The 20,015-nt window shown below is 41.8% G+C and carries 17 protein-coding genes; 6 read left to right on the top strand and 11 right to left on the bottom strand.

Annotation, left to right across the window (positions count from 1 at the left end; genetic code table 11):
* Nucleotides 1-51 precede the first annotated feature (51 nt).
* Together HQQ94_RS19245 and HQQ94_RS19240 are read right to left on the bottom strand one after the other, a co-directional pair.
* On the bottom strand, nucleotides 52-927 hold the full coding sequence (locus HQQ94_RS19245; RefSeq protein ID WP_173295942.1) for a Hint domain-containing protein: 876 nt from the start codon (nucleotides 925-927) through the stop codon (nucleotides 52-54).
* A gap of 21 nt (nucleotides 928-948) precedes the next feature.
* A complete protein-coding gene (locus HQQ94_RS19240; RefSeq protein WP_173295941.1) occupies nucleotides 949-1,785 on the bottom strand; it encodes a hypothetical protein in 837 nt (278 codons plus the stop codon).
* Between the two features lie 453 nt (nucleotides 1,786-2,238).
* Between HQQ94_RS19240 and HQQ94_RS19235 the strand changes: the two genes are divergently transcribed.
* Nucleotides 2,239-2,730, top strand: coding sequence for a hypothetical protein (locus tag HQQ94_RS19235; RefSeq protein WP_173295940.1), 492 nt, complete (start codon nucleotides 2,239-2,241; stop codon nucleotides 2,728-2,730).
* A 217-nt stretch (nucleotides 2,731-2,947) separates the two neighbouring features.
* On the opposite strand, the gene HQQ94_RS19230 is transcribed toward HQQ94_RS19235, so the two are convergent.
* A complete protein-coding gene (locus tag HQQ94_RS19230) occupies nucleotides 2,948-4,447 on the bottom strand; it encodes a DEAD/DEAH box helicase (protein ID WP_254304104.1) in 1,500 nt (499 codons plus the stop codon).
* Between the two features lie 311 nt (nucleotides 4,448-4,758).
* Between HQQ94_RS19230 and HQQ94_RS19225 the strand changes: the two genes are divergently transcribed.
* The 4 genes from HQQ94_RS19225 to cydC all read left to right on the top strand — a co-directional run bounded on the left by HQQ94_RS19225 (nucleotide 4,759) and on the right by cydC (nucleotide 9,290).
* Complete coding sequence (locus HQQ94_RS19225) at nucleotides 4,759-4,965, top strand: DUF3565 domain-containing protein (protein ID WP_173295938.1); 207 nt, start codon at nucleotides 4,759-4,761, stop codon at nucleotides 4,963-4,965.
* Between the two features lie 143 nt (nucleotides 4,966-5,108).
* On the top strand, nucleotides 5,109-5,462 hold the full coding sequence (locus HQQ94_RS19220; protein ID WP_173295937.1) for a DUF3622 domain-containing protein: 354 nt from the start codon (nucleotides 5,109-5,111) through the stop codon (nucleotides 5,460-5,462).
* Between the two features lie 247 nt (nucleotides 5,463-5,709).
* A complete protein-coding gene (gene cydD, locus HQQ94_RS19215; RefSeq protein WP_173295936.1) occupies nucleotides 5,710-7,518 on the top strand; it encodes a cysteine/glutathione ABC transporter permease/ATP-binding protein CydD in 1,809 nt (602 codons plus the stop codon).
* A complete protein-coding gene (gene cydC, locus HQQ94_RS19210; protein ID WP_173295935.1) occupies nucleotides 7,518-9,290 on the top strand; it encodes a cysteine/glutathione ABC transporter ATP-binding protein/permease CydC in 1,773 nt (590 codons plus the stop codon). The genes cydD and cydC overlap by 1 nt, the downstream gene beginning before the upstream one ends.
* An 89-nt stretch (nucleotides 9,291-9,379) precedes the next feature.
* Here the strand turns inward: cydC and HQQ94_RS19205 are convergent, their stop codons facing one another.
* The 5 genes from HQQ94_RS19205 to HQQ94_RS19185 all read right to left on the bottom strand — a co-directional run bounded on the left by HQQ94_RS19205 (nucleotide 9,380) and on the right by HQQ94_RS19185 (nucleotide 16,306).
* Nucleotides 9,380-9,556 (bottom strand): DNA-binding protein, encoded by a 177-nt coding sequence (locus HQQ94_RS19205; protein WP_173295934.1) that lies wholly within the window; start codon nucleotides 9,554-9,556, stop codon nucleotides 9,380-9,382.
* Between the two features lie 153 nt (nucleotides 9,557-9,709).
* A complete protein-coding gene (putA, locus tag HQQ94_RS19200; RefSeq protein ID WP_173295933.1) occupies nucleotides 9,710-12,889 on the bottom strand; it encodes a bifunctional proline dehydrogenase/L-glutamate gamma-semialdehyde dehydrogenase PutA in 3,180 nt (1,059 codons plus the stop codon).
* 637 nt (nucleotides 12,890-13,526) lie between these two features.
* Nucleotides 13,527-14,102 carry a TIGR04211 family SH3 domain-containing protein gene (locus HQQ94_RS19195; protein ID WP_173295932.1) on the bottom strand — a complete coding sequence of 192 codons (576 nt, stop codon included), beginning with the start codon at nucleotides 14,100-14,102 and terminating at the stop codon, nucleotides 13,527-13,529.
* Nucleotides 14,103-14,333: 231 nt separating this feature from the next.
* Entirely contained in the window at nucleotides 14,334-15,602 is a 1,269-nt protein-coding gene (locus HQQ94_RS19190; RefSeq protein ID WP_173295931.1) for an inorganic phosphate transporter, read from the bottom strand.
* Between the two features lie 23 nt (nucleotides 15,603-15,625).
* A complete protein-coding gene (locus HQQ94_RS19185) occupies nucleotides 15,626-16,306 on the bottom strand; it encodes a TIGR00153 family protein (RefSeq protein ID WP_173295930.1) in 681 nt (226 codons plus the stop codon).
* A 287-nt stretch (nucleotides 16,307-16,593) separates the two neighbouring features.
* Here HQQ94_RS19185 and HQQ94_RS19180 point away from each other — a divergent pair, with 287 nt between their 5' ends.
* Nucleotides 16,594-18,090 (top strand): inorganic triphosphatase, encoded by a 1,497-nt coding sequence (locus tag HQQ94_RS19180; protein WP_173295929.1) that lies wholly within the window; start codon nucleotides 16,594-16,596, stop codon nucleotides 18,088-18,090.
* 4 nt (nucleotides 18,091-18,094) lie between these two features.
* Here HQQ94_RS19180 and HQQ94_RS19175 read toward each other — a convergent pair whose 3' ends face one another.
* From HQQ94_RS19175 to HQQ94_RS19165, 3 genes are read right to left on the bottom strand one after another with little or no spacing between them, the layout of a single operon-like run.
* Nucleotides 18,095-18,898, bottom strand: coding sequence for an ion transporter (locus HQQ94_RS19175; RefSeq protein WP_173295928.1), 804 nt, complete (start codon nucleotides 18,896-18,898; stop codon nucleotides 18,095-18,097).
* 56 nt (nucleotides 18,899-18,954) lie between these two features.
* Nucleotides 18,955-19,287, bottom strand: a complete 333-nt coding sequence (locus HQQ94_RS19170) for a hypothetical protein (RefSeq protein WP_173295927.1) — start codon at nucleotides 19,285-19,287, stop codon at nucleotides 18,955-18,957.
* Between the two features lie 43 nt (nucleotides 19,288-19,330).
* Nucleotides 19,331-19,981 (bottom strand): hypothetical protein, encoded by a 651-nt coding sequence (locus HQQ94_RS19165; RefSeq protein WP_173296727.1) that lies wholly within the window; start codon nucleotides 19,979-19,981, stop codon nucleotides 19,331-19,333.
* Between the last annotated feature and the right edge of the window lie 34 nt (nucleotides 19,982-20,015).

Below are 20,015 nucleotides of genomic sequence, written 5' to 3'. Positions count from 1 at the left end.
CTAATAAATAAAGCGTAACGGTAAATTACGCTTTATTATTGACCTTAAAAATTACAGTAGACTATCAGGAATATTACTTCTCAATAATAATCGGTTAGTTAAATCAGCACCTTCATTTTGGTAATACATAGAGCCTGATAAGTAACCTTGAGCCACCACTATCTGACCATTAAGGCTAGCATCAGAGGCATCTGGTTGTACATTATATACCTTACCGTAAAAATCGATATCATCGATAGAGGTTATCACATCGTAATTACCATCTTGATAGATCAAACTTTCGCCAACACTTATGTTGTCGGCAGTTTTCATATGGCCAGTAGATACCAGTAATGGATGGTTTTCGGTCACTTTTAACTGACCACCACTTGCCATATTTAACACCCGAATATCATGAACAATATCCGTGATCGACTCACTGTAGGCTTCAACATCTTTGACGGTATAAGCGAGGTTATTTAACTCTGCAGCATCTGATAACGTCACAATGCGCTGAATTTTTTGGCTAACAGCGTCAAAAATGGTGAATTCCCCCTCGGCAAACAGGAGTTTTTGATCCGGCGTATAGCAGGAAGATACACAGTTTACAACATGGGTATAAATACCAACAGAACAGGAGCTCCCACTAACAATTGGTGCTCTAAACCATTGACTAAAGTCATTAGGTTTAAAAAAAGATGGATATTTAGGACGGGCACGTAATTTACCATCATCATCGTATAGAAGATAGTCATAATCACGTTGACTTATATATTTACATGTCTTAGCCCAGAGATCACGGCCTCTAGCTTGTGCAGGATTTAAGCTATCCTGTGCACAACGTTTAAATAAATCGGGAGCATCAGCTGCAACAGCATTTAATGATGTAAAAGAGCACAAGGTTAGGACTGATGCTGCTAAAAATGTGTTGTATTGTGTAAATTTCATCTTAAATCCTTTCAAATAAAATTAATTACTTGTAAACAAGTAACAAGGGTAACTGCCTGAGTAGCGACCATTAATAGGGCTAAAATAAGGTACCGTGTCGGTATCATGCATATATTGATAATCTCTTGCAGATATTTTACTGGCAGAGAGTACGGTTAAGCGGAAAGTTTCACATTCTTGTGGACCTTCGAATGCCGGTTTTTTCGGTATGGTGTAACTGCAAGTAACATTCAAGTGCTCTGCATGGCCATTAAAATCAAAATAGGCTTCTCTGCTTTGATCGTTTTTGGTATAACGAATACCTGTAGTGCCCGTATTAATGGTATTTGGGATTGTGGTAAGCGCCGTTAAATTGGTGCCAACGGCATCCATAACAGTGACAGCCCCAATACCTGAATTACCGTCTAACTTAAGTCTCATCAGCAAAGAATCATCGGTTTCTTTGGCGTAACAAATTAAATTGCCACCTGGTTTGCTTTTCATACAATCAGACCAAGCGTCAACGATTGTTGGATTCGCTGTTTTCATTAGAATATGGGTTGATTTACTGTCGGAATAATCATAATCAGAACCGCTGCAATTTTGACGCTTCCAGGTGTCTACATCTCCACCACCACCACCGACCTTAAATAAGCCGAATACGTTCAAAGACGCACTACCACTACCATTTTCAGAACCTTCATCTGAGCTGCATAGCCATTTTTTTAGTGCGATTCGAGTATCCAGATTTTGGGTATTTCTATAGACATCATATGCGCCATCGGCAAGAATGCCGTTACAGCTGCCGTAGCTGCCTTCATTGGCAAATGATGCCATTGAGACTGCCGACAAAGTTAACCCTAAACATAGTTTTTTCACAAATACATCCTTATATATTAAAATAAAATACAAATTAATAGTTGTTACTATCCATAGTAAAGCGCGTATGTAGGACCTAAAGCTTACCCTCAACTAACATCTGGCTGAAGTAACGCGGCCAACAATAGCAGTAACCATTTAATACTCGCAAGTTATTAGCTTCTTAATATTTACTTTCGCGTAACATTTTAACTACATCTGGTGGTGTAAATAACGAACTAAGGGTATGTATAAGAGGTTGTTTAGTGCTTAATAAAGCTGCTTAATTACCACTGTTTATTTGTAGCCCATGTAATCCATTAAAAGTGAATAATAATGTCAGGTAGTTGTTAGCCTTGGGCTAGATATTTCTATAACATGAGATGGAACATACAGGCTTTGATGTGTGGGTGACGGTAAAGTCGATGGATGTTACTACTCGTTAATTTTTTGTGGAAGGATTTTAGGAAAGGTATGTCAGTCTATTTTGAGTCGGCAGGGAGCTTTAGTTTTAATAGCATATCTATTTATGTCATTAATTTATTACTAGTCATTATGTATTATAAAAAAATTAAATTTTTGTATGAAAAACATGCCAAGTCACTTTTTAAATTTAGTTTTAACATAGTTGTTTTTTTCTTTGTAATGTTTAATGTTGGTAGGCTTATAGCTGGTTATGAAAGCTATGTTTACTATGGATATTTAAACGGGAAACATGAAAATGTAGAAGGTACCATTGAGCAGTATGAAGTATATGAGTCAGCAAGCCGTGTAGAATCGTTTGAAGTAAAAGGTATACCTTTTACTTCAAACAACTATGGAACATCGCCGCTTTTTTTTGCAAATAGGAATTATAAAGATAAGGTTGTTACTGATGGTACCTATGTTCGACTTTCTTATGTTCACATAGATGGTGAAAACTATATAGTTAAGGTGGAAACAGCAGCGGTAGATTTACTGCAATAAATTATCAGACACCGTTAGCTCTTGATATTAATGGCTGGATTTCAGCTCTAAGCCTTAGTTTGTGATAAGGCTTGCGAAGACTGTTGCTTAATACTTATTGGGATTAAGTATTATTGATGATGTCGTAATTCTGATGACTTAATTCAAGAAAAAAAATCCTAGGATTTGCTTCCTAGGATCGTTGTTAGTGAATATTATGAATTAACTTAAATGTAAGTTATTTACCCCAAATATTGTTATTGGATGCTGGCTTTGAAGCGCCTGAGCTGGCAGAATTTTGGCCTGCTGGCTTGCGTGAGCGACTATTATTGGAAGGGCTATTATTCGAAGGGCTATGGTTTGAAGGAGCATGACTTGAGTTTTTGTCATTCGGCTGATGACCGCGTGCAGCTTCGCCACTACGCTGGCCATCTTTATGCTCTACTTTGCCTGCGGTGTTTCTTTGTGGACGTTTATCGTTACCTGAGGCATTATTACCACGATTCTGGCTATTGCCATTACGACCGTTACCTCTGCCGTTCGCATTGCGTGGGCCACGATTTTGGCCATGCTTGTTATCATTGAGATCGTTGTCAGGTAAATCTTTGCTTGGTACAAAACCTTCAATTTCTTTGCGTGGAATGTTCTGCTTGATTAACCGTTCAATATCCTTAAGCAGTTTAGCTTCATCGCTGCTGACCAAAGATACCGCTTGACCATTGGCGCCTGCACGGCCGGTACGGCCGATACGATGCACATAATCCTCAGGGACATTTGGCAGATCAAAATTGACTACATTAGGCAATTGGTCGATATCGATCCCACGGGCGGCGATGTCGGTGGCAACGAGTACGCGAACTTCGCCACTTTTGAAATTAGCCAGGGCTTTGGTACGCGCGCCTTGGCTTTTATTACCATGGATAGCCGCGGCTGTTAGGCCACTGGCCTCAAGATTTTTAGCGATACGGTTAGCGCCATGTTTAGTGCGGCTAAAGACCAGTACTTGGGTCCACTCATTTTGTTTAACTAAGTGTATGAGTGCTGATGTTTTTTGCTTTTGATCCACAGGGTAAATATATTGTTCAACGGTTTTCGCTGTGGCGTTACGCGGTGTGACTGATATCTCAACAGGATTGTTGACTAATCCTTTCGCTAACTGACGGATGTCATCTGAGAAGGTTGCTGAGAACATCAGGTTCTGGCGCTTGGCTGGTAATACTTTAAGAATTTTTTTGATGTCGTGAATAAAGCCCATATCTAACATCCGGTCTGCTTCATCAAGAACCAGCACTTCAAGTTGGCTAAAGCTAACGGCACGCTGATTGAATAAGTCCAGTAGACGACCTGGTGTCGCCACTAAGATATCGACGCCTTTATTCAGTTTTGTTATTTGTGGGCCAATGCCGACACCACCGAAAATGACTGCTGAACTTAATGGTAGATTTTTACCATAGGTGTCTACACTTTCTGCGACTTGTGCTGCTAATTCCCGAGTTGGCGTTAACACTAAGGCGCGAACTTGTTTAGCGCGAGCGCGAGAACCTCGGCTTAATAGCTCTAAAAGTGGCAAAGTAAAGCCTGCTGTTTTACCTGTACCTGTTTGAGCTGCGGCCATCACATCCTTGCCTTCGAGTACTGCTGGAATGGCTTGAGCTTGAATCGGTGAGGGGACGTCATAGCCTTTTTGGGCAACAGCTTTTAATATTGGGGCTGACAACCCCAGGGAGGTAAAACTCATAGATAGGTCTCTCGGTGCTTTTATAACAGCAGAATTCATGGAGCCAGTGACTCTGGCGGTCGTGCATCTTACAGGATGCGGGGTAAAAGAGCTAATTATTAAGCATACAACTGGGTTTATTTGCTCCAGCGTACCATGACTTGTAAGGTGGTTTATGTTGAGTTTATGACTTGAGCCGATCATTGAGTTTGGTTAGGTGCTATGACGTTAAATCGTTTTTGTTTAAACTCTGTACGTGTTATTCTCCCGCTTTGGTGCTCTCTTTATGCTGTTTAACGCGGCGATATATTCTTCATCGGCCTGTAAATATTATGCAACAAGCTATTGTGGATTACCTAAAAGATGATGAGAATCATTGGGTTGCTAAACTGGAATGTGGGCATTACCAGCATGTGAGGCATAATCCACCTTGGGTGGTTAGACCTTGGGTGATAACAATAGAAGGCAGGGCGTCAATGATTGGTGTTACACTCAATTGTAAAAAATGTGATCTCGGTTCGCCGAAAGATACTAAGTGATAGACCTAAGGACATCAAATCCAAATTATTACTTGTCCTTGAGAGTGAATTAACGTTCAGGGATAAAAACAGAGCAATAACTATTTACTTAACGCTTACTATTTAGATTTGCGATAAGACTTTATTTGTAGGAAATATGTAACATGACACAAACCAAGAAATTCGACTTTCGTATCGTTCAAGACAAGGATGTATGGGCAGCTGAAATTACTCGTCGTATGACAGCGAGAAAGACGATCGTTTCGAAAAGAAAAACCGGCTTTGCAACAGAAGCTGATGCAAGTCTTTGGGGGGAGAAAGAGTTGAAATCTTTCCTCGATAATTTGGTTGAACGCAATGAGCGTAAAGCTAAGCAGCGTGAAGTGCGTACTGAGGCGACTGCAGCTAAAGAGTTAGCGGCTGACGTATGGCGTGAGGCGCGTGATATCGCTGATGGCGAGAGTGGAGATGATTTTGATGAAGACAGTGATGATTACCGCTCTGATAAGGCGACATAAATAATATTTTTTAAAATATTTTAAGGCTGTTAAGCGCTCGTTTAGCAGCCTTTTTTGATCTCTTCTCTATTTTTGTGACTGGCTTAACATTAAGTGCTATTCGTTTATTTCTGACGCTATGACTGCGATACTATCCCAAATAACCTTTACGTTTTGAGCATGTTGAGCAGTGACAGAGTTCAAATTACTTAAATCTTGCTGTTACTGCAGTGTTGTCAGCAGTTCGTCATTTTTTTGCAGGAGCCTCATGGAAAAACCTCTAGAGAAACAACTCGTATCTTGGTTAAAACAGCAAAAATCGGCTTGTGGATTTTACCTTAACTTGACGTTTTTTTTTGGCTTACTAACCGGATTCGCATTGATTCTTCAAGCTTATTTCATTGCGACTATTTTACACGGTGTGATTATTCTTGAGCTGCCTAAGACACAATTTATCGCACAGTTCTGGGGGCTCTTAGGATTGATTGGTGTACGGGCTTTACTGGCTTTTGCTAGAGAGCGCACCAGTTTCTCAGCAGGTAAACAATTAAGAAGCCATGTCCGCTGTGCGGTATTGGATAAGCTGACGGAATTAGGGCCTACCTTTATCAAAGGTAAGCCGGTGGGTAGCTGGGCTAGCATTGTATTAGAGCAGGTAGAAGATTTACATGATTTTTATGCTCGCTATTTGCCTCAGGTACTTTTAGCTGGGTTTATTCCTTTGACTATTTTACTGGTGGTATTTCCCGTTAATTGGACTGCTGGTTTGATTTTGCTGATAACGGCACCTTTAATTCCGATGTTTATGTTACTTGTGGGGATGGGCGCTGCTGATGCAAACCGAAAAAATTTCAGTGCGCTGGCTAAACTTAGCGGACATTTCATGGATAGACTCAAAGGCTTAAGCACCCTAAAATTATTTAATCGAGCCAATGCTGAAGTGGATGAAATTGAGCTAGCGTCAGACGCATTTCGTGAGCGCACTATGTCAGTGTTGCGAATGGCATTTTTGAGTTCAGCAGTGCTTGAGTTTTTTGCCGCAGTGTCGATTGCCATATTGGCCGTTTATTTTGGTTTTAGTTATTTAGGATTTTTGGATTTTGGCCATTACGGGGTCAAGATGACGCTGTTTAGCGGATTATTTGTGTTGATTTTAGCCCCTGAATTTTATCAACCTTTACGTGATATGGGCACACATTACCATGCCAAAGCCCAAGCTATCGGTGCAGCTGAGGAGCTAATGGCCCTGCTCAACTATTCTCTTGATGACGGTAATGACACGGATGTAGAGGGGCATCTCAATGAGGCCGATCTTGGTGATGTTTCCCTTGGTCTCACGATAGAAGCCTGTGATCTGAGTGTGACAAGCTTAGATGGGACACGATTACTTGGTCCGATGAGTTTTAAGATTGAGGCTGGGGAAAAGCTGGCTATTGTTGGCCCGAGTGGGGCGGGTAAAACCAGTTTGTTAAATGCGTTACTGGGTTTTTTGCCCTATCAGGGATCGTTAAAGGTTAATGGGGTAGAACAGCGGCAATTAGACAAGCAAGTCTGGCGACGACACTTGGCTTGGTTGGGTCAAGATCCGCAACTGTTTCATGGCAGTATTCGTGACAATGTGGCAATGGCAAATCCGCTGATGAGCGATGATCTTGTCAGGCAGTATCTTGAAAATGCTAAGGTTATCGACTTTGTTGATCAGCAGAGTGAAGGCTTAGGTCATCACATTGGTGAGCATGCTGCGACGATTTCTGTCGGACAGGCGCAGCGTATTGCATTGGCCCGTGCATTAGGGCAAAACGCCCGTTTATTTTTGCTCGATGAGCCTACCGCCAGCTTAGACAGTCATAGTGAACAAGCCGTACAACAAACGTTGAGAGAGTCGATGTCGAATGCGACATGCATGATGGTGACCCATAGATTAGATCAGCTCCATTATATGGATAATATCTTGGTACTTGATGAGGGCATTGTGGTACAAGAGGGCCAGTTTGCACAGTTAAATGCACAAGATGGGCTGTTTAAGCAGATGCAGCAAGAAGCGGTGAATCAAGTCAGATGTTTGGAGGTGACATAATGAAAGTATTATTGCCGTTTATCACATTATTTAAACATCAGTGGTTAATGATGTTTACCGGCTTACTGCTCAGTGTGGTGACTTTGATGGCAGGAGTTGGCTTGCTGTCGCTTGCTGGCTGGTTTTTGTCTGCAGCTGCGGTAGCGGGGTTATCTGTCGCGACAGCACAAATGTTTAATTATTTTACCCCAGCAGGCGGGGTCCGTTTTTTTTCTATTGTACGAACAGCGAGTCGATATGGTGAGCGTTTAGCGACACACGAGGCGACATTTAAGTTGTTAACTCAGCTTAGGGTCTGGGCTTGGCAAAAGTTATTGCCATTGAGTGCTAAAAACTTACAGGGGCTAAGGCAAGGAGACTTACTCAATCGGTTAGTGGCGGATATCGACACGTTAGATCACCTCTATCTTCGACTATTAACGCCCATGGCTGCTTCGTTTATGTTGCTTGTTGCTTTGTATTTTTTTGTTGCTTGGTTTGATACCGAATTAGCCTTGTTGTTATGTACGAGTTTATTGGTGACTTGGCTATTACTGCCACTGATTTTTTATTACTTGGGCCGCAGACCCGGTGTAGAGATGCTTGAGCATAAGCGTTATTTGCGTGTACAGCTGCTTGAGTTTATTCAAGGGCAAGCTGAGATAAGTCTGTTTGGTGCCACCGACAGGTTTAGATCCAAGCTACAAGCGTCTGAATCAGCTTTTTTTGCTAGTCAATCTGCCATGGCCAATGTGACGGCACTCAGCCAAGCTATCTTAGTACTATGTCATGGTTCTGCGGTTGTATTAATATTTTATGTGGCCGCTTCAGGAGTCGGTGAATACGTTCCGCCAGGACCTATGCTTGCTGTTATGGTGTTTATGATCATGGCTTGTATTGAGATGTTGATGCCCATTGCTGGCGCATTTCAGCATCTTTCATCTTGCGTGTTGGCAGCGACTCGGATCACTGAATTAATGGATCAACAACCGGATATTGTTTTTAGTGAAGATGACTCATGCCTGATAACCCAAGGTGAAATCAAGATTACGGATCTTTCTTTTGGTTATGATGAAAAAAATCCTGTGTTGGAGCAGTTAAACATATCCATAAAAGCAGGTGAAAACGTTGCGCTGCTGGGGCAAACAGGATGTGGTAAGTCGAGCCTGTTTTCTTTACTGAATCGAGAGTGGGAGCCACAAATAGGAGAGATATACATCGATGGTGAAAAGCTAAACACTTATAGTGAAGCTTCACTCAGGCAGGGAATTAGCTCCGTTAGTCAGCGTATTTATTTATTTAGTGGTACCTTGCGCAGTAATTTGACCTTAGCACAGTCTAAAGTTGGACCATTAATAAGCAGACCACTAGCAGAGGTGAGCACCGTCAATGACATTGGTTTAATAGAGGTTCTCAACAAGGTGGGTTTAGGTGCTTTGACGCGAGGGGAAAATCCGCTAGATATCTGGATTGGTGAAGGTGGAAGGCAACTTTCTGGTGGTGAGCAGCGTCGTATTGGTGTGGCTAGAGTTTTACTGCGTGATGCCCCTATTTTGTTACTCGATGAACCGACAGAAGGGCTAGATAAGCGTACTGAACGTGAGATACTTGCTTTATTGTTTCAGTTTGCAAAAGATAAAACCGTTGTGATGATTAGTCATAGGTTAACAGCGATGGAGCAGATGGACAGTATCTATTTGATGGAAGAGGGCGGGATATTAGCTTCTGGTAGCCATGCTGCTTTGCTTAAAAGCAATCAATATTATATTGGTTTACACAATCAGATCGCTTAATTATAAACTTATATAAAACATAAGCTTATTGTATTTTTGTTTTAATTAACTTGAGAGTTGGGAGAGCTAAGTTGCTCTCCCAATGCTGTTTACCCAAGGCGTTTCTGAAAATCAAGATATCGCATGACCTCCACTTTATTGAACTTAAATTCTTCTTCATCACCAATATTAGTGAGTAAGCTTTCTCTCGCATAGCGTTTTATGGTTGCTTCTGGTTTATCCAGTAATTGACAAACCTCATCCAGCCCCAAAATCTCATCACTCATCTTGTTCTCCTATGAAAACGGGTTAGTTATGGAATTTAAAGATAGTTCAAGTATAGTCGTTGTGAGTATTATGCTAGCGATAAATCTCAACAATAAAAAAACCAGATGTAGAAATCTGGTTTTTATGTGTCTTACATCTTGGTGTACAACAGCTTAATCGTCACTATCACCGAGTGAAAGTAGAGTTGCGTTACCACCAATTGCGGTGATGTTATTGGTGCGAGTTTTCTCGGTAACAAAGCGAGTTAGGTAGTGCGGACCACCTGCTTTAGGGCCAGTACCTGATAACCCTTGGCCACCAAATGGTTGCACACCAACGACGGCACCAATTTGGTTACGATTGATATAGACATTCCCCACATTGACCTTATCAGCGACTTCCAGTGCGTGACCTTCGTTACGGCTATGGATCCCCAGCGTTAGGCCGAAACCTGTGCTGTTAATCTCATCAATGACTTGACTTAATTCGGCAGCCTTATAGCGTATTACATGCAAAATAGGGCCGAAGTGTTCTTTCTCAAGTACCTTTATCGAAGATATTTCCACAGCAGTTGGTGCGACGAAGTGACCATTTTCAGTTTCTGCAGGCAGATCGAGTTGCTTAATTAACGTGCCAACCTGTTTGATGTGATCGATATGAGCATTTAAGTTTGCCTTGGCTGTAGCATCAATGACTGGGCCCACATCCGTTTTCACATTACTTGGGTTACCTATGCTCAGCTCTTCCATCGCACCTTTCATGACATCGATAACGCGATCGGCAATGTCTTCTTGGAGAAAAAGTACACGAAGGGCAGAACAGCGTTGACCTGCACTGGTAAAAGATGACGATACGACATCATTAACGACCTGCTCAGGCTGTGACGTTGAATCAACGACCATGGCATTTTGGCCACCCGTTTCGGCGATAAGTGGGATAATGGCACCGTCACGATTAGCTAATGTACGGTTAATTAACTTAGCTGTCACAGTAGAGCCTGTAAAACAAACGCCCCCTATTCGTTCATCAGAAGTAATGGCTGCGCCAACAGTTGCACCAGTACCGGGCAGGAACTGCAACACTTCTTTAGGGATCCCAGCTTGGTGTGCTAGTTGTACCGCACGAAAACCGACAATCGAAGTTTGCTCTGCAGGCTTAGCAATCACAGTGTTACCTGCGGCAAGTGCGGCACTGACTTGACCTAAGAAAATAGCCAGTGGGAAGTTCCACGGGCTGATACAGACGAAAATGCCACGACCTTGTAAGAATAGTTCGTTCAGCTCACCTGTAGGCCCAGGAAGAAGTTCTGGTTGGGCCATCATTTTCTTCGCTTGAACGGCGTAGTAGCGACAGAAGTCAACAGCCTCGCGGACTTCATCTATTCCGTCTTGAATACTTTTACCTGCTTCACGGGTACAGAGTGCAATAAGTTCTTCACGGTTTTCTTCAAGTAAATCTGCAAGCTTTTGCAGTGCATTGGCACGCACTTCAACAGGGGTATGACTCCAGCTGTTAAAAGCGGCATCTGCGCCAGATATTGCTTGTTCTATGGCTTGGTTGTTAGCAAAAGCTAACTTCCCCACCACTTTTGTGGTGTCAAATGGGCTGACAACGTTATTCGTTTCACCGCTTAATACTTCACCGTTGACGAGGGGGCCAGCATTCCAGGTGGTGTCTTTAAATTTTTCCAACGCCGCAAAAAATGGCTTAGATTCAGAGATGATGTTCATGTTAAGTCCCTTGGAATTTTTACGCTCTTCACCGAAAATATCGGCGGGTAGTACGATTTTGTTGTTAGCCAGAGTTTTGTATTTTTGTAGGGTGAGCAGTGGATGGATCACCAGAGAATCAATCGGTGTCTTCGGATCAACCAGTTTATGGACGAATGATGTATTCGCGCCATTTTCAAGCAGTCGGCGAACCAAATAAGGCAATAGATCTTTATGTGCGCCAACTGGGGCATAAATGCGTACTGTTTTGACACCACTTTCGGCCAGTAAGGTGTCGTAAAGTTCTTCACCCATGCCGTGTAATCGTTGAAATTCATAATTTCTGTCACCAGCCATGGCAGAAATTGCCGCAACAGTTTGCGCATTGTGACTGGCAAATTGAGGGTAAATTGCTCCGCGGGTTAAATCGCTTAATAAGTAACGAGCGCAAGCAAGGTAGGAAACATCAGTGCTGGCTTTACGCGTATATAAAGGATAACCCGCTTCGCCGTTTTCTTGCCCCCATTTTAGCTCACTATCCCAATAGGCACCTTTGACTAAACGTAACGGGATTTCATCGCCTTGTTCTTTAGATAGGCGAGTTAACCAGCAAAGCACAGGCAGGGCACGTTTAGAGTATGCCTGAACCACAATACCTAGTAGTCCCCAACCTTTAGCTGCATTTGAGTTAAACAATCTCTGGAAAAGTTTTAGTGAAAGCTCGAGTCTGTCCATCTCTTCAGCATCGATAGATATTCCCACGTTGATACTACGAGCTTGCTGAATAAGCTTAATGAGTGTGTCATGCAACTCTGTTAGGGTTCTATCTTCATTGGCGACTTCATAGCGAGGGTGAAGCGCTGATAACTTAATAGAGATAGTTGGACGTGGTGATTGAGACTCGTCGTATTGCTCAGCGCCTATTGTTGCGATAGCATTTGAGTAATCTTCGAAATATTTTTGTGCATCTTTTTTCGTCAGGGCAGCTTCACCTAGCATGTCATAACTGTGTGTATAACCCAGCTTACGTTTTTGGCTACTGTTTTTCAGTGCTTCGTTAACTGTGCGGCCCAATACAAACTGCTTACCCATGATTTTCATGGCGGCAAGCATTGCCTGACGGATCACAGGTTCACCCATACGATTAACGAGCTTATTAAGTAAGCTACTGGGTTTACCATTTACGTTTTTATCAAGTTTGACTATTTTACCTGTCAGCATTAAGCCCCAAGTTGAAGCATTGACTAATACTGAATCACTTTTGCTTAAGTGTGCGTCCCACTTTGCACCTGATAATTTGTCTTCGATGAGTGCATCAGCGGTGGCTGAATCAGGAATACGCAATAGTGCTTCTGCAAGACACATGAGGATAATGCCTTCTTGTGTCTCTAAGCTATATTGCTGTAAGAAGGCGTCAATCCCAACCATTAGGCCTTTTTTATCGTATTGACGAACCTTGTTAACTAACTCATAGGCACGTTGAGTGACGCGTGAAATGTCATCATCGCTTGCAGGAATAAGCTTGATGAGCTCTGATAGATATTGTTCTTCATCGACAATATAATTATTTGTGATAGCTTCGAAAAGCTCATCGAGGTTAGCTGAGTCATAATGACCAGTCAGAACTTTACTTGCTTTGAACATAGTAATCACTTCCACTTGGACCTGTTAAGGGACAATTTTTTGTATAGAAAAGACTTTATCAAGACTCAGTTAGCTGAGTCTTGAGGTAAGTTTTTTCGATATAATGTGTATTGTATACAATCTACCATTTACGAAAAAGATTATACACATCAAAATGTGATGAACAATACTATTGTGATTGCTTGTGTCATATTTGTTTGATTTGTGTGGTACAAAGAGGTTTTTTTAGTTTTAGTGAGTGTACAAGAGTTTTTTGATGGCAATAAAAAACCAGCATATAAGATGCTGGCTTCATTTTTATATGGCCAAGTTGGAGTGTATACCCAAACGACCTCAAGATTGAGAATTCAGCATGTCGAGACGTGACCGAGTTCAAGGGCGTTAATTGCTCCTGCATTAACGACATTTCCACCATCCATGGCGGTCTTCATGAAATTGATGGACTCGTTATTCGAAGTCAATATTTCATCACGAAGAAATAGGCTGTTTCTCGCCATGCCCTGTGGAAGTTCCCATAAAATACCTGCACTGCGTTAGTGCTATTAATAAAGGAGCCGCCATTGTCTCAATCATTGCCTTGATTCAGCTATCCTATGAGGACTCTGAAACGAGCATCTTGAAATTGTTTGGGTAAAGTCTACCAACTATTTTTCTTTTTTCGTCTCGGTCTTGGTAAATAAACTAAAAAGATACCGACGAGTATGCCTATTCCAGCGATGATGGCTCCTTCTTTCCACATCTCAAAGCGTTCATTGTGTTGAATGCTGGCTAATTTATGAGTGGCTCTGTCGCGCTCTTCACTTGCTTGCTGCAGTGCTTTTTCTGTTTCAGTAAGCTGTGCTTTAATCTTATGTAACTCTTGTACATTATTCTCACTAGAGTCGACTGTTTGCGCTAGTTCTTCTTTAGCCTCAGCTAATTGAGCTTGCACTTCCGGCAGCTGCATACGTAAGCTTTTCTGGGCACTAATCATCTTCGTTTCAATCCAACCTTCACGGCCTTTATGATCGATGATTTTAGAAAAATCTCCTTCAGTTTCATTTAACACTGAAATTTCTTGTCCAGCTTCAATACTGCCTAGAATACGGTATTGTGTGCCTGGACCACCATGAAGAAACAAGTAGACTTCATCTGAGATATAACGGGTTTGGCCTGCAGCCAAGAGGCTTGGGGAGAGAAATATCAGTCCCACTAGAGCAAGGATTCTTAACACTATAAATTCTCATCAACAAAATATAGCAACATGCTATGGATTTGCTGAGCTTTTTGCAAGGGTTAGATGCAAGATTTGCCGCAGAGGTTAACCAAACTTAATTTATGGCAAAATTTAATGTTATACAAACACGCATTAGAAGGGATTGAAGTCGTTTAAATGGAGGTATTAAAAAAGGGAAACCGATAGGGTTTCCCTTGTTCATTATCATGTTTATCTTGAAGGTTGAAATTAGCTAAATATTGCCTTAATGATGAAGAAAAACACAATGGATAAAGCAGCACCTGCGGGTAAGGTAACGACCCAAGAAACAACAATATTTCTAACAACACCCATGTTAATGGCTGCAATACCGCGAGCCATTCCGACGCCTAATACGGCCCCTACGAGTGTTTGTGTCGTCGAAATCGGCAGGCCTGTTCCTGATGCGATAACAACGGTAGAAGCAGCAGCAAGCTCTGCAGCAAAACCACGACTCGGTGTTAGATGAGTAATGTTTGTCCCTATCGTTTGCATAACGCGTTTGCCAAAGAGGGCCAGACCCATGACTATTCCAATGGCTCCTAGAGGTAAGATCCACCATTCAAGTGGCGCTACGCTGTTAATTTCGCCACCACTGTTAACAACGGATACGACTGCCGCAAGTGGACCAATGGCGTTAGCCACATCGTTAGAGCCATGAGCAAATGCCATACAGCATGCGGTGAGTACCATGAGAATAGCGAACACTTTCTCAACGTTAGCAAACTGATTTTGACGATCAGCGCTTTGGGCTATCTTCAGGCGCCGAATGGCAAACATACCGATAAATCCAATCACAATGGCGATGCCGATCGCAAGTGAATAGGCTTCAACATTACTAAAATGCAAACCGAGATGTTTAAGTCCTTTCTTAATGGTGACCAATGACATGATAAAGCCGGCAAGTGCCATATAAAAAGGGACGTAACGTTTAGCATTTTGCAGGGGATTATCGGTATCAAATATGAGCTTTTGTACACTTTGGAATATCATAAATGCGATAAAGCCAGATATCGCGGGTGTCACTACCCAAGATCCTATAATACCGGCAACCTTAGACCATTCAACGGCATCTGCACCGACACCCACAGCGGCAAACCCTACAATCGCACCAATAATAGAGTGAGTTGTAGACACTGGCCAGCCTAATGCTGATGCTAGAATCAGCCAGATCCCAGCGGCAAGTAGCGCGGATATCATGCCATATACGAGTAATTCAGGAGAATCAACAAAATATGCTGAGTCTATAATGCCTTTACGTATGGTACTGGTTACTTCACCGCCGGCTAAATATGCGCCAGCAAATTCAAAAATCATCGCGATGATGATCGCTTGTTTAATCGTAATAGCGTTAGAACCTACAGAAGTTCCCATTGCATTGGCTACATCGTTTGCACCAATACCCCATGCCATTAAAAAACCAAATGCGGCCGCAATTGAAATAAGCATTGGGCCGTTGGTGACTAATACATCAACCATGTTGTTACCTTGATAACTGTATTTTAGACGCGAGCTAACATTAGCTCTAAGCGAGAACCGACACGTTCAGCAAGATCTGCTAAATCGCCAACCCACTCAATGATTTTATAGAGAAACATCACGTCTATAGGGTTCATATCATTTTCGATAGCGAACAACTGACGACGGATCTTGATTTGAAGATCATCGGTATCTTCCTCGATTTTATCGAGTTCGACAATCATTTTTGCAACCAAGTCAACTTCACGGCCTCTGAAACCTGTTTCTAATAGGTCATCGAGTTCGTTAATTGCCTGTTTTGCTTGAACAACTGCATCTAGACAGCGCTGCAAGTACGCTTTAAAAGGTTCTTGAATCGCTTCAGGGATCAGAAGTTTACGGCCGATGATACGACCTGATATGTCTTTCGCTTTGTTAGCGATCTTATCTTGTTGAGTAAGAAGCTCCAGTAAATCGGTTCGTTCGACAGGCATAAATAAGCCACCAGGTAGAGTGAGGCGTATTTCACGTTTTAGTGAATCCGCTTCCCTTTCTGTAGTGCTGATTTGCCTACGTAGTTCAATTGCACTGTCCCAGTTGCCTGTGACGGTGGCATCAAAAAATGGCACTAAGATCGATGCACATTGGTGCACTTTATCGATGTGCTTTTGTAGAGGCTTGATTGGCGATTTTGCAAACACGCCCAAAATAGAATTTACTGGCATTGCCGTGTACCTATTTAGGTGATTCCATTGTTGGAAAAAGCGGGCGCATGTTAACTCAAGCGGCCGCGTATTGAAACTGTGTTTTCATATTAAAACTCACAGTTTTCATTCTAAAGAATTATATCTGAACTGCAAGCCGCAATCCTACGGTGAGTTTATGACAGTAATATGACATCAAGCCGATCAGGCGACGGTATAATTAAACTTTAGTGAATTTTTGATGACACTTCTCAAATGTAAGTCTGATATTCTATTCAATATTAGCAAATAAAGTGAGCGAGTGACCGATGGATGCTGAAATAGAACTTAAGTTGTTTTTTCAAGTAGAACAAGAAGAAGCATTAATTCAGTTATTTGATAACCTTGAAAATTGCGAGTTTCAATGGGGCCGAAAGTTAACCAATGCTTATTTTGATACAGCAGATATTCAGCTTAGACGCTGGGACATGGGACTCAGAGTTCGGGGTTGTGATGGTGCCTTAGAGCAAACCATAAAAACAGCAGGCACTGTCGTTGGCGGCATACATTCACGTCCAGAATTTAATGTCGATATAGAGCAAAATTTTCCTATCCTTAAACTTTTTCCTGAAAAAATATGGCCAAAGGTGGCGGATATTTCATCACTTCAGTCAGGGTTAACCTGTTTATTCAATACTCATTTTTTAAGGCGTACTTGGCATATATCGGTTGGTGAAAGTCTTATCGAGGTTGCATTAGATATGGGGAAAATAGAGGTTGAAATCGCGGGAGAATTGATAACTGAACCCATATGTGAGTTAGAGTTTGAATTGCTCAAAGGTGAAGCCGCATCTTTGATCCATATTGGGTTGCAAGTGGCTGAACATGTGCCTGTTAGGTTGGGGCAAGCCAGTAAAGCTCAGCGAGGCTATCGCTTAGCTGAGCAAGCAGGTCCATTAAGTTTAGCGGCTTTAACATTTATGCCTCTAAAACCAGAGCATGACTTACAACAGGCATTAATTACGCTTATCAGCACAGGTCTTGAGCAATGGCAGTTGTTGGAAGCGATGATTGTAGAGTCGGTATTTATCCTAGATAAACAAGCGTTTGAGCTTTGTGTTCGACTGCGAATTTGCTTGCGTTTACTGAGATGTGTTTTGCTTCAATTTAACGTGATGAATACAGTGTTTAAGGCATGGTTCGACTGCATAGAAGGGCATCTGCATTTGGTTGAAACAGAGCTAAATTATGTCAACTTTTTACATGATAAGGGCTCACTTAATCACAAAGCAATTCAGCATGAACCGTTAAATTATCAGATACTCGCGCAATTAGAGCAGGTAGATATTCGACTCCGAATTGAGACAATGTTGCAAAGTCTGGACTACGGTTGTTTGCAGTTGGCATTAGTTGAGTTGTTATTTGCACTTAAATCAGGTGAAAAATTCATAGATAACGACGTTATTTTACAAGATTTTGCTGATCAAATACAAGAATCATCTTGGTTAGAGGTGCTCCGTTCAGTGCCATTAAGTGGAGATTTAAGCTGTGATGAGCTGTTAGCTTTCGTTCAGGCATCCGAGGAAAATCTTTGTGTTGGTATTACCTATGGTGCGTTTTACTCAACCAAAGCAAAAGAATTGTTTACAGCACCTTGGAACAGGCTACTGCTTCGTAGTCAACGGTTATTAGCCTATCGTCAGTTGTCAAAGCAGGCTAACATGACGGCTATTGAGCCATGGTTAGCCGATGAAGAAGAGAGTCTGCTATCGGCCATGGAACACACTAGAACTGCTGCGTTAAACAATGTGCCTTATTGGCGTTAATTTATTATTTATTTAGTGTATTTTGTTGTTTAAGCTCATGTTGAAGTTCAGCGATCTGCTTTATGAGCATGGTTTGATTGATTTCCATTCTGTCTAAAGCTTCATGGAGCTCTGAGCGGATCTCCTTGCTTTGTGTTTCGAGTTTTTCGGCTTCATCAGGGGCGATAAAAAGCGAAGCCATATAACCAGATATGACACCAAAAAAACTGACGCCGCAAACGATAACCACGCCACCGATGACGTGACCAGCTGTTGTTACAGGGTAATAATCACCATAACCTACAGTGGATATGGTGACCAATGCCCACCAGATTGCATCTTCAGCGGTTTGTATATTTGCATTGGGTATGCCGTTTTCTACAATTAAGATTAACACGGATGAGAAGGTTAATATGGTGACCATAGCGACTAATAGGCTGGCTAATGTGGCTTGTCTTCGTTGTTTAATGATGGGAATGATAAAGGATTGGGCCATACGAATAAGACGTATGACTCGTAAAATTTGAAACAATCGGGCAAATCTTAATGGTTCAATCAAAGGGATGCTGGCAATAAAGTCTATCCAGTTATGTCGAATGTAATGCATTTTGTTGTCAGATCGGACGAGGCCGTAAAAGAAATGACTGAGAAATATGAAGCAGATACTAAAGTCTATAATCGTGAGTAATCGTTTCGTTTCTTGGTCTAATTTAGCAAAACTCAGTATTAGGACGACAATGACTGAAAGAAGTGAAAGTACCATCATGGCCAGTTGAAAAGGGGTCAGCTCATTGTCTGTATTGGGTAACCATTTTTTTATCTCAGCCATGATAACATCCGATTGTTTTATGAGTTTAGCTATCTAATTTATCTTTGAGATAGAGTCTACTCGTTTTTGTCTCCAAAGTGGATCAAGTCATCTAAAACGCGCTTTTTTATTTCAAGTTGTTCTTCAGCTAATAAATGATATTTCACTGCTAGTTGGGCATAATCTTCAAGGCTAAGAGAGACGGTTAGCCTAGGACGTTTAGGGCGCTTGGTGACTGATAGTCCTAGAATGGTGCGGATTTGATCCGATGGGCTAAACCCTGAATCTAATGCGGCTTTACGGATTGAGTATTGAAACTTTTCATCAAGATCAAAAGCCACCTGAGTTGCCTTAGCTGCTTGCTGGTTTTGTAACCATTGTGCAGGTAATGAGTGTTTTTGTTTCGTCATTCGGTTACCTTTGAGATTAATATGATCGCTAAATATTGAGTCATTATTTACCAGGCCAATAATCTCTTATATCTGATAAAGGGCGGTATAAGGTCAACATAACATCAGTCTCGCCACCATCATAGACTTCAACATCCACAGCAAACTTTTCTTCATTGTCGAGTAATAAATATGACTCGAATGGCTCGCCACTACTCTCTTTATCCTGCGGAGGCTTCTTACCACGGTAATCTTGACGATGAAAATAACCAAATTGAGCAAAATTAATTTGACAATATTCTGCGCCTAACCAGTTTTCAAATTGTGATGATAATTGATCGGATAAGGTTTGAGTGGTGAGATGAGCCTGCTGATCCTCTTCAAAAATGGCACTAAAGTGCTCGAGATCGAATAGTTGTTCAACTTGATCACGTGTGATCTTAATGGAAAAAGCCAGATAAGTTTCATCATCTTCATCCAATGAAAGAAAAAGCGTCTCTTGGCTATTACCTTTAAGGATCCATTCTGCTTTTTGGCTGCGCTGATACTCATAAGTGTTGACTGATTCAACTCTTAGTTGTTGACCGCGAAGTTGAGGAGGAAGGGCAAAACTGTCATCGAGAGAAATCATATCCCCTGCCATTAGATGCGAAGGATGATCGAGTTGACGCTTTGGTGGCTCTTTTTTACCGAAGAGGCCTGTTAAAAATCCCATCATCGACTCCTATTTATTAGTGTTATTTTATTTA

This window comes from Shewanella sp. VB17 (genome assembly GCF_013248905.1).
Classification (GTDB): domain Bacteria; phylum Pseudomonadota; class Gammaproteobacteria; order Enterobacterales; family Shewanellaceae; genus Shewanella.
This window is presented reverse-complemented; position numbering and strand designations above follow the sequence as displayed.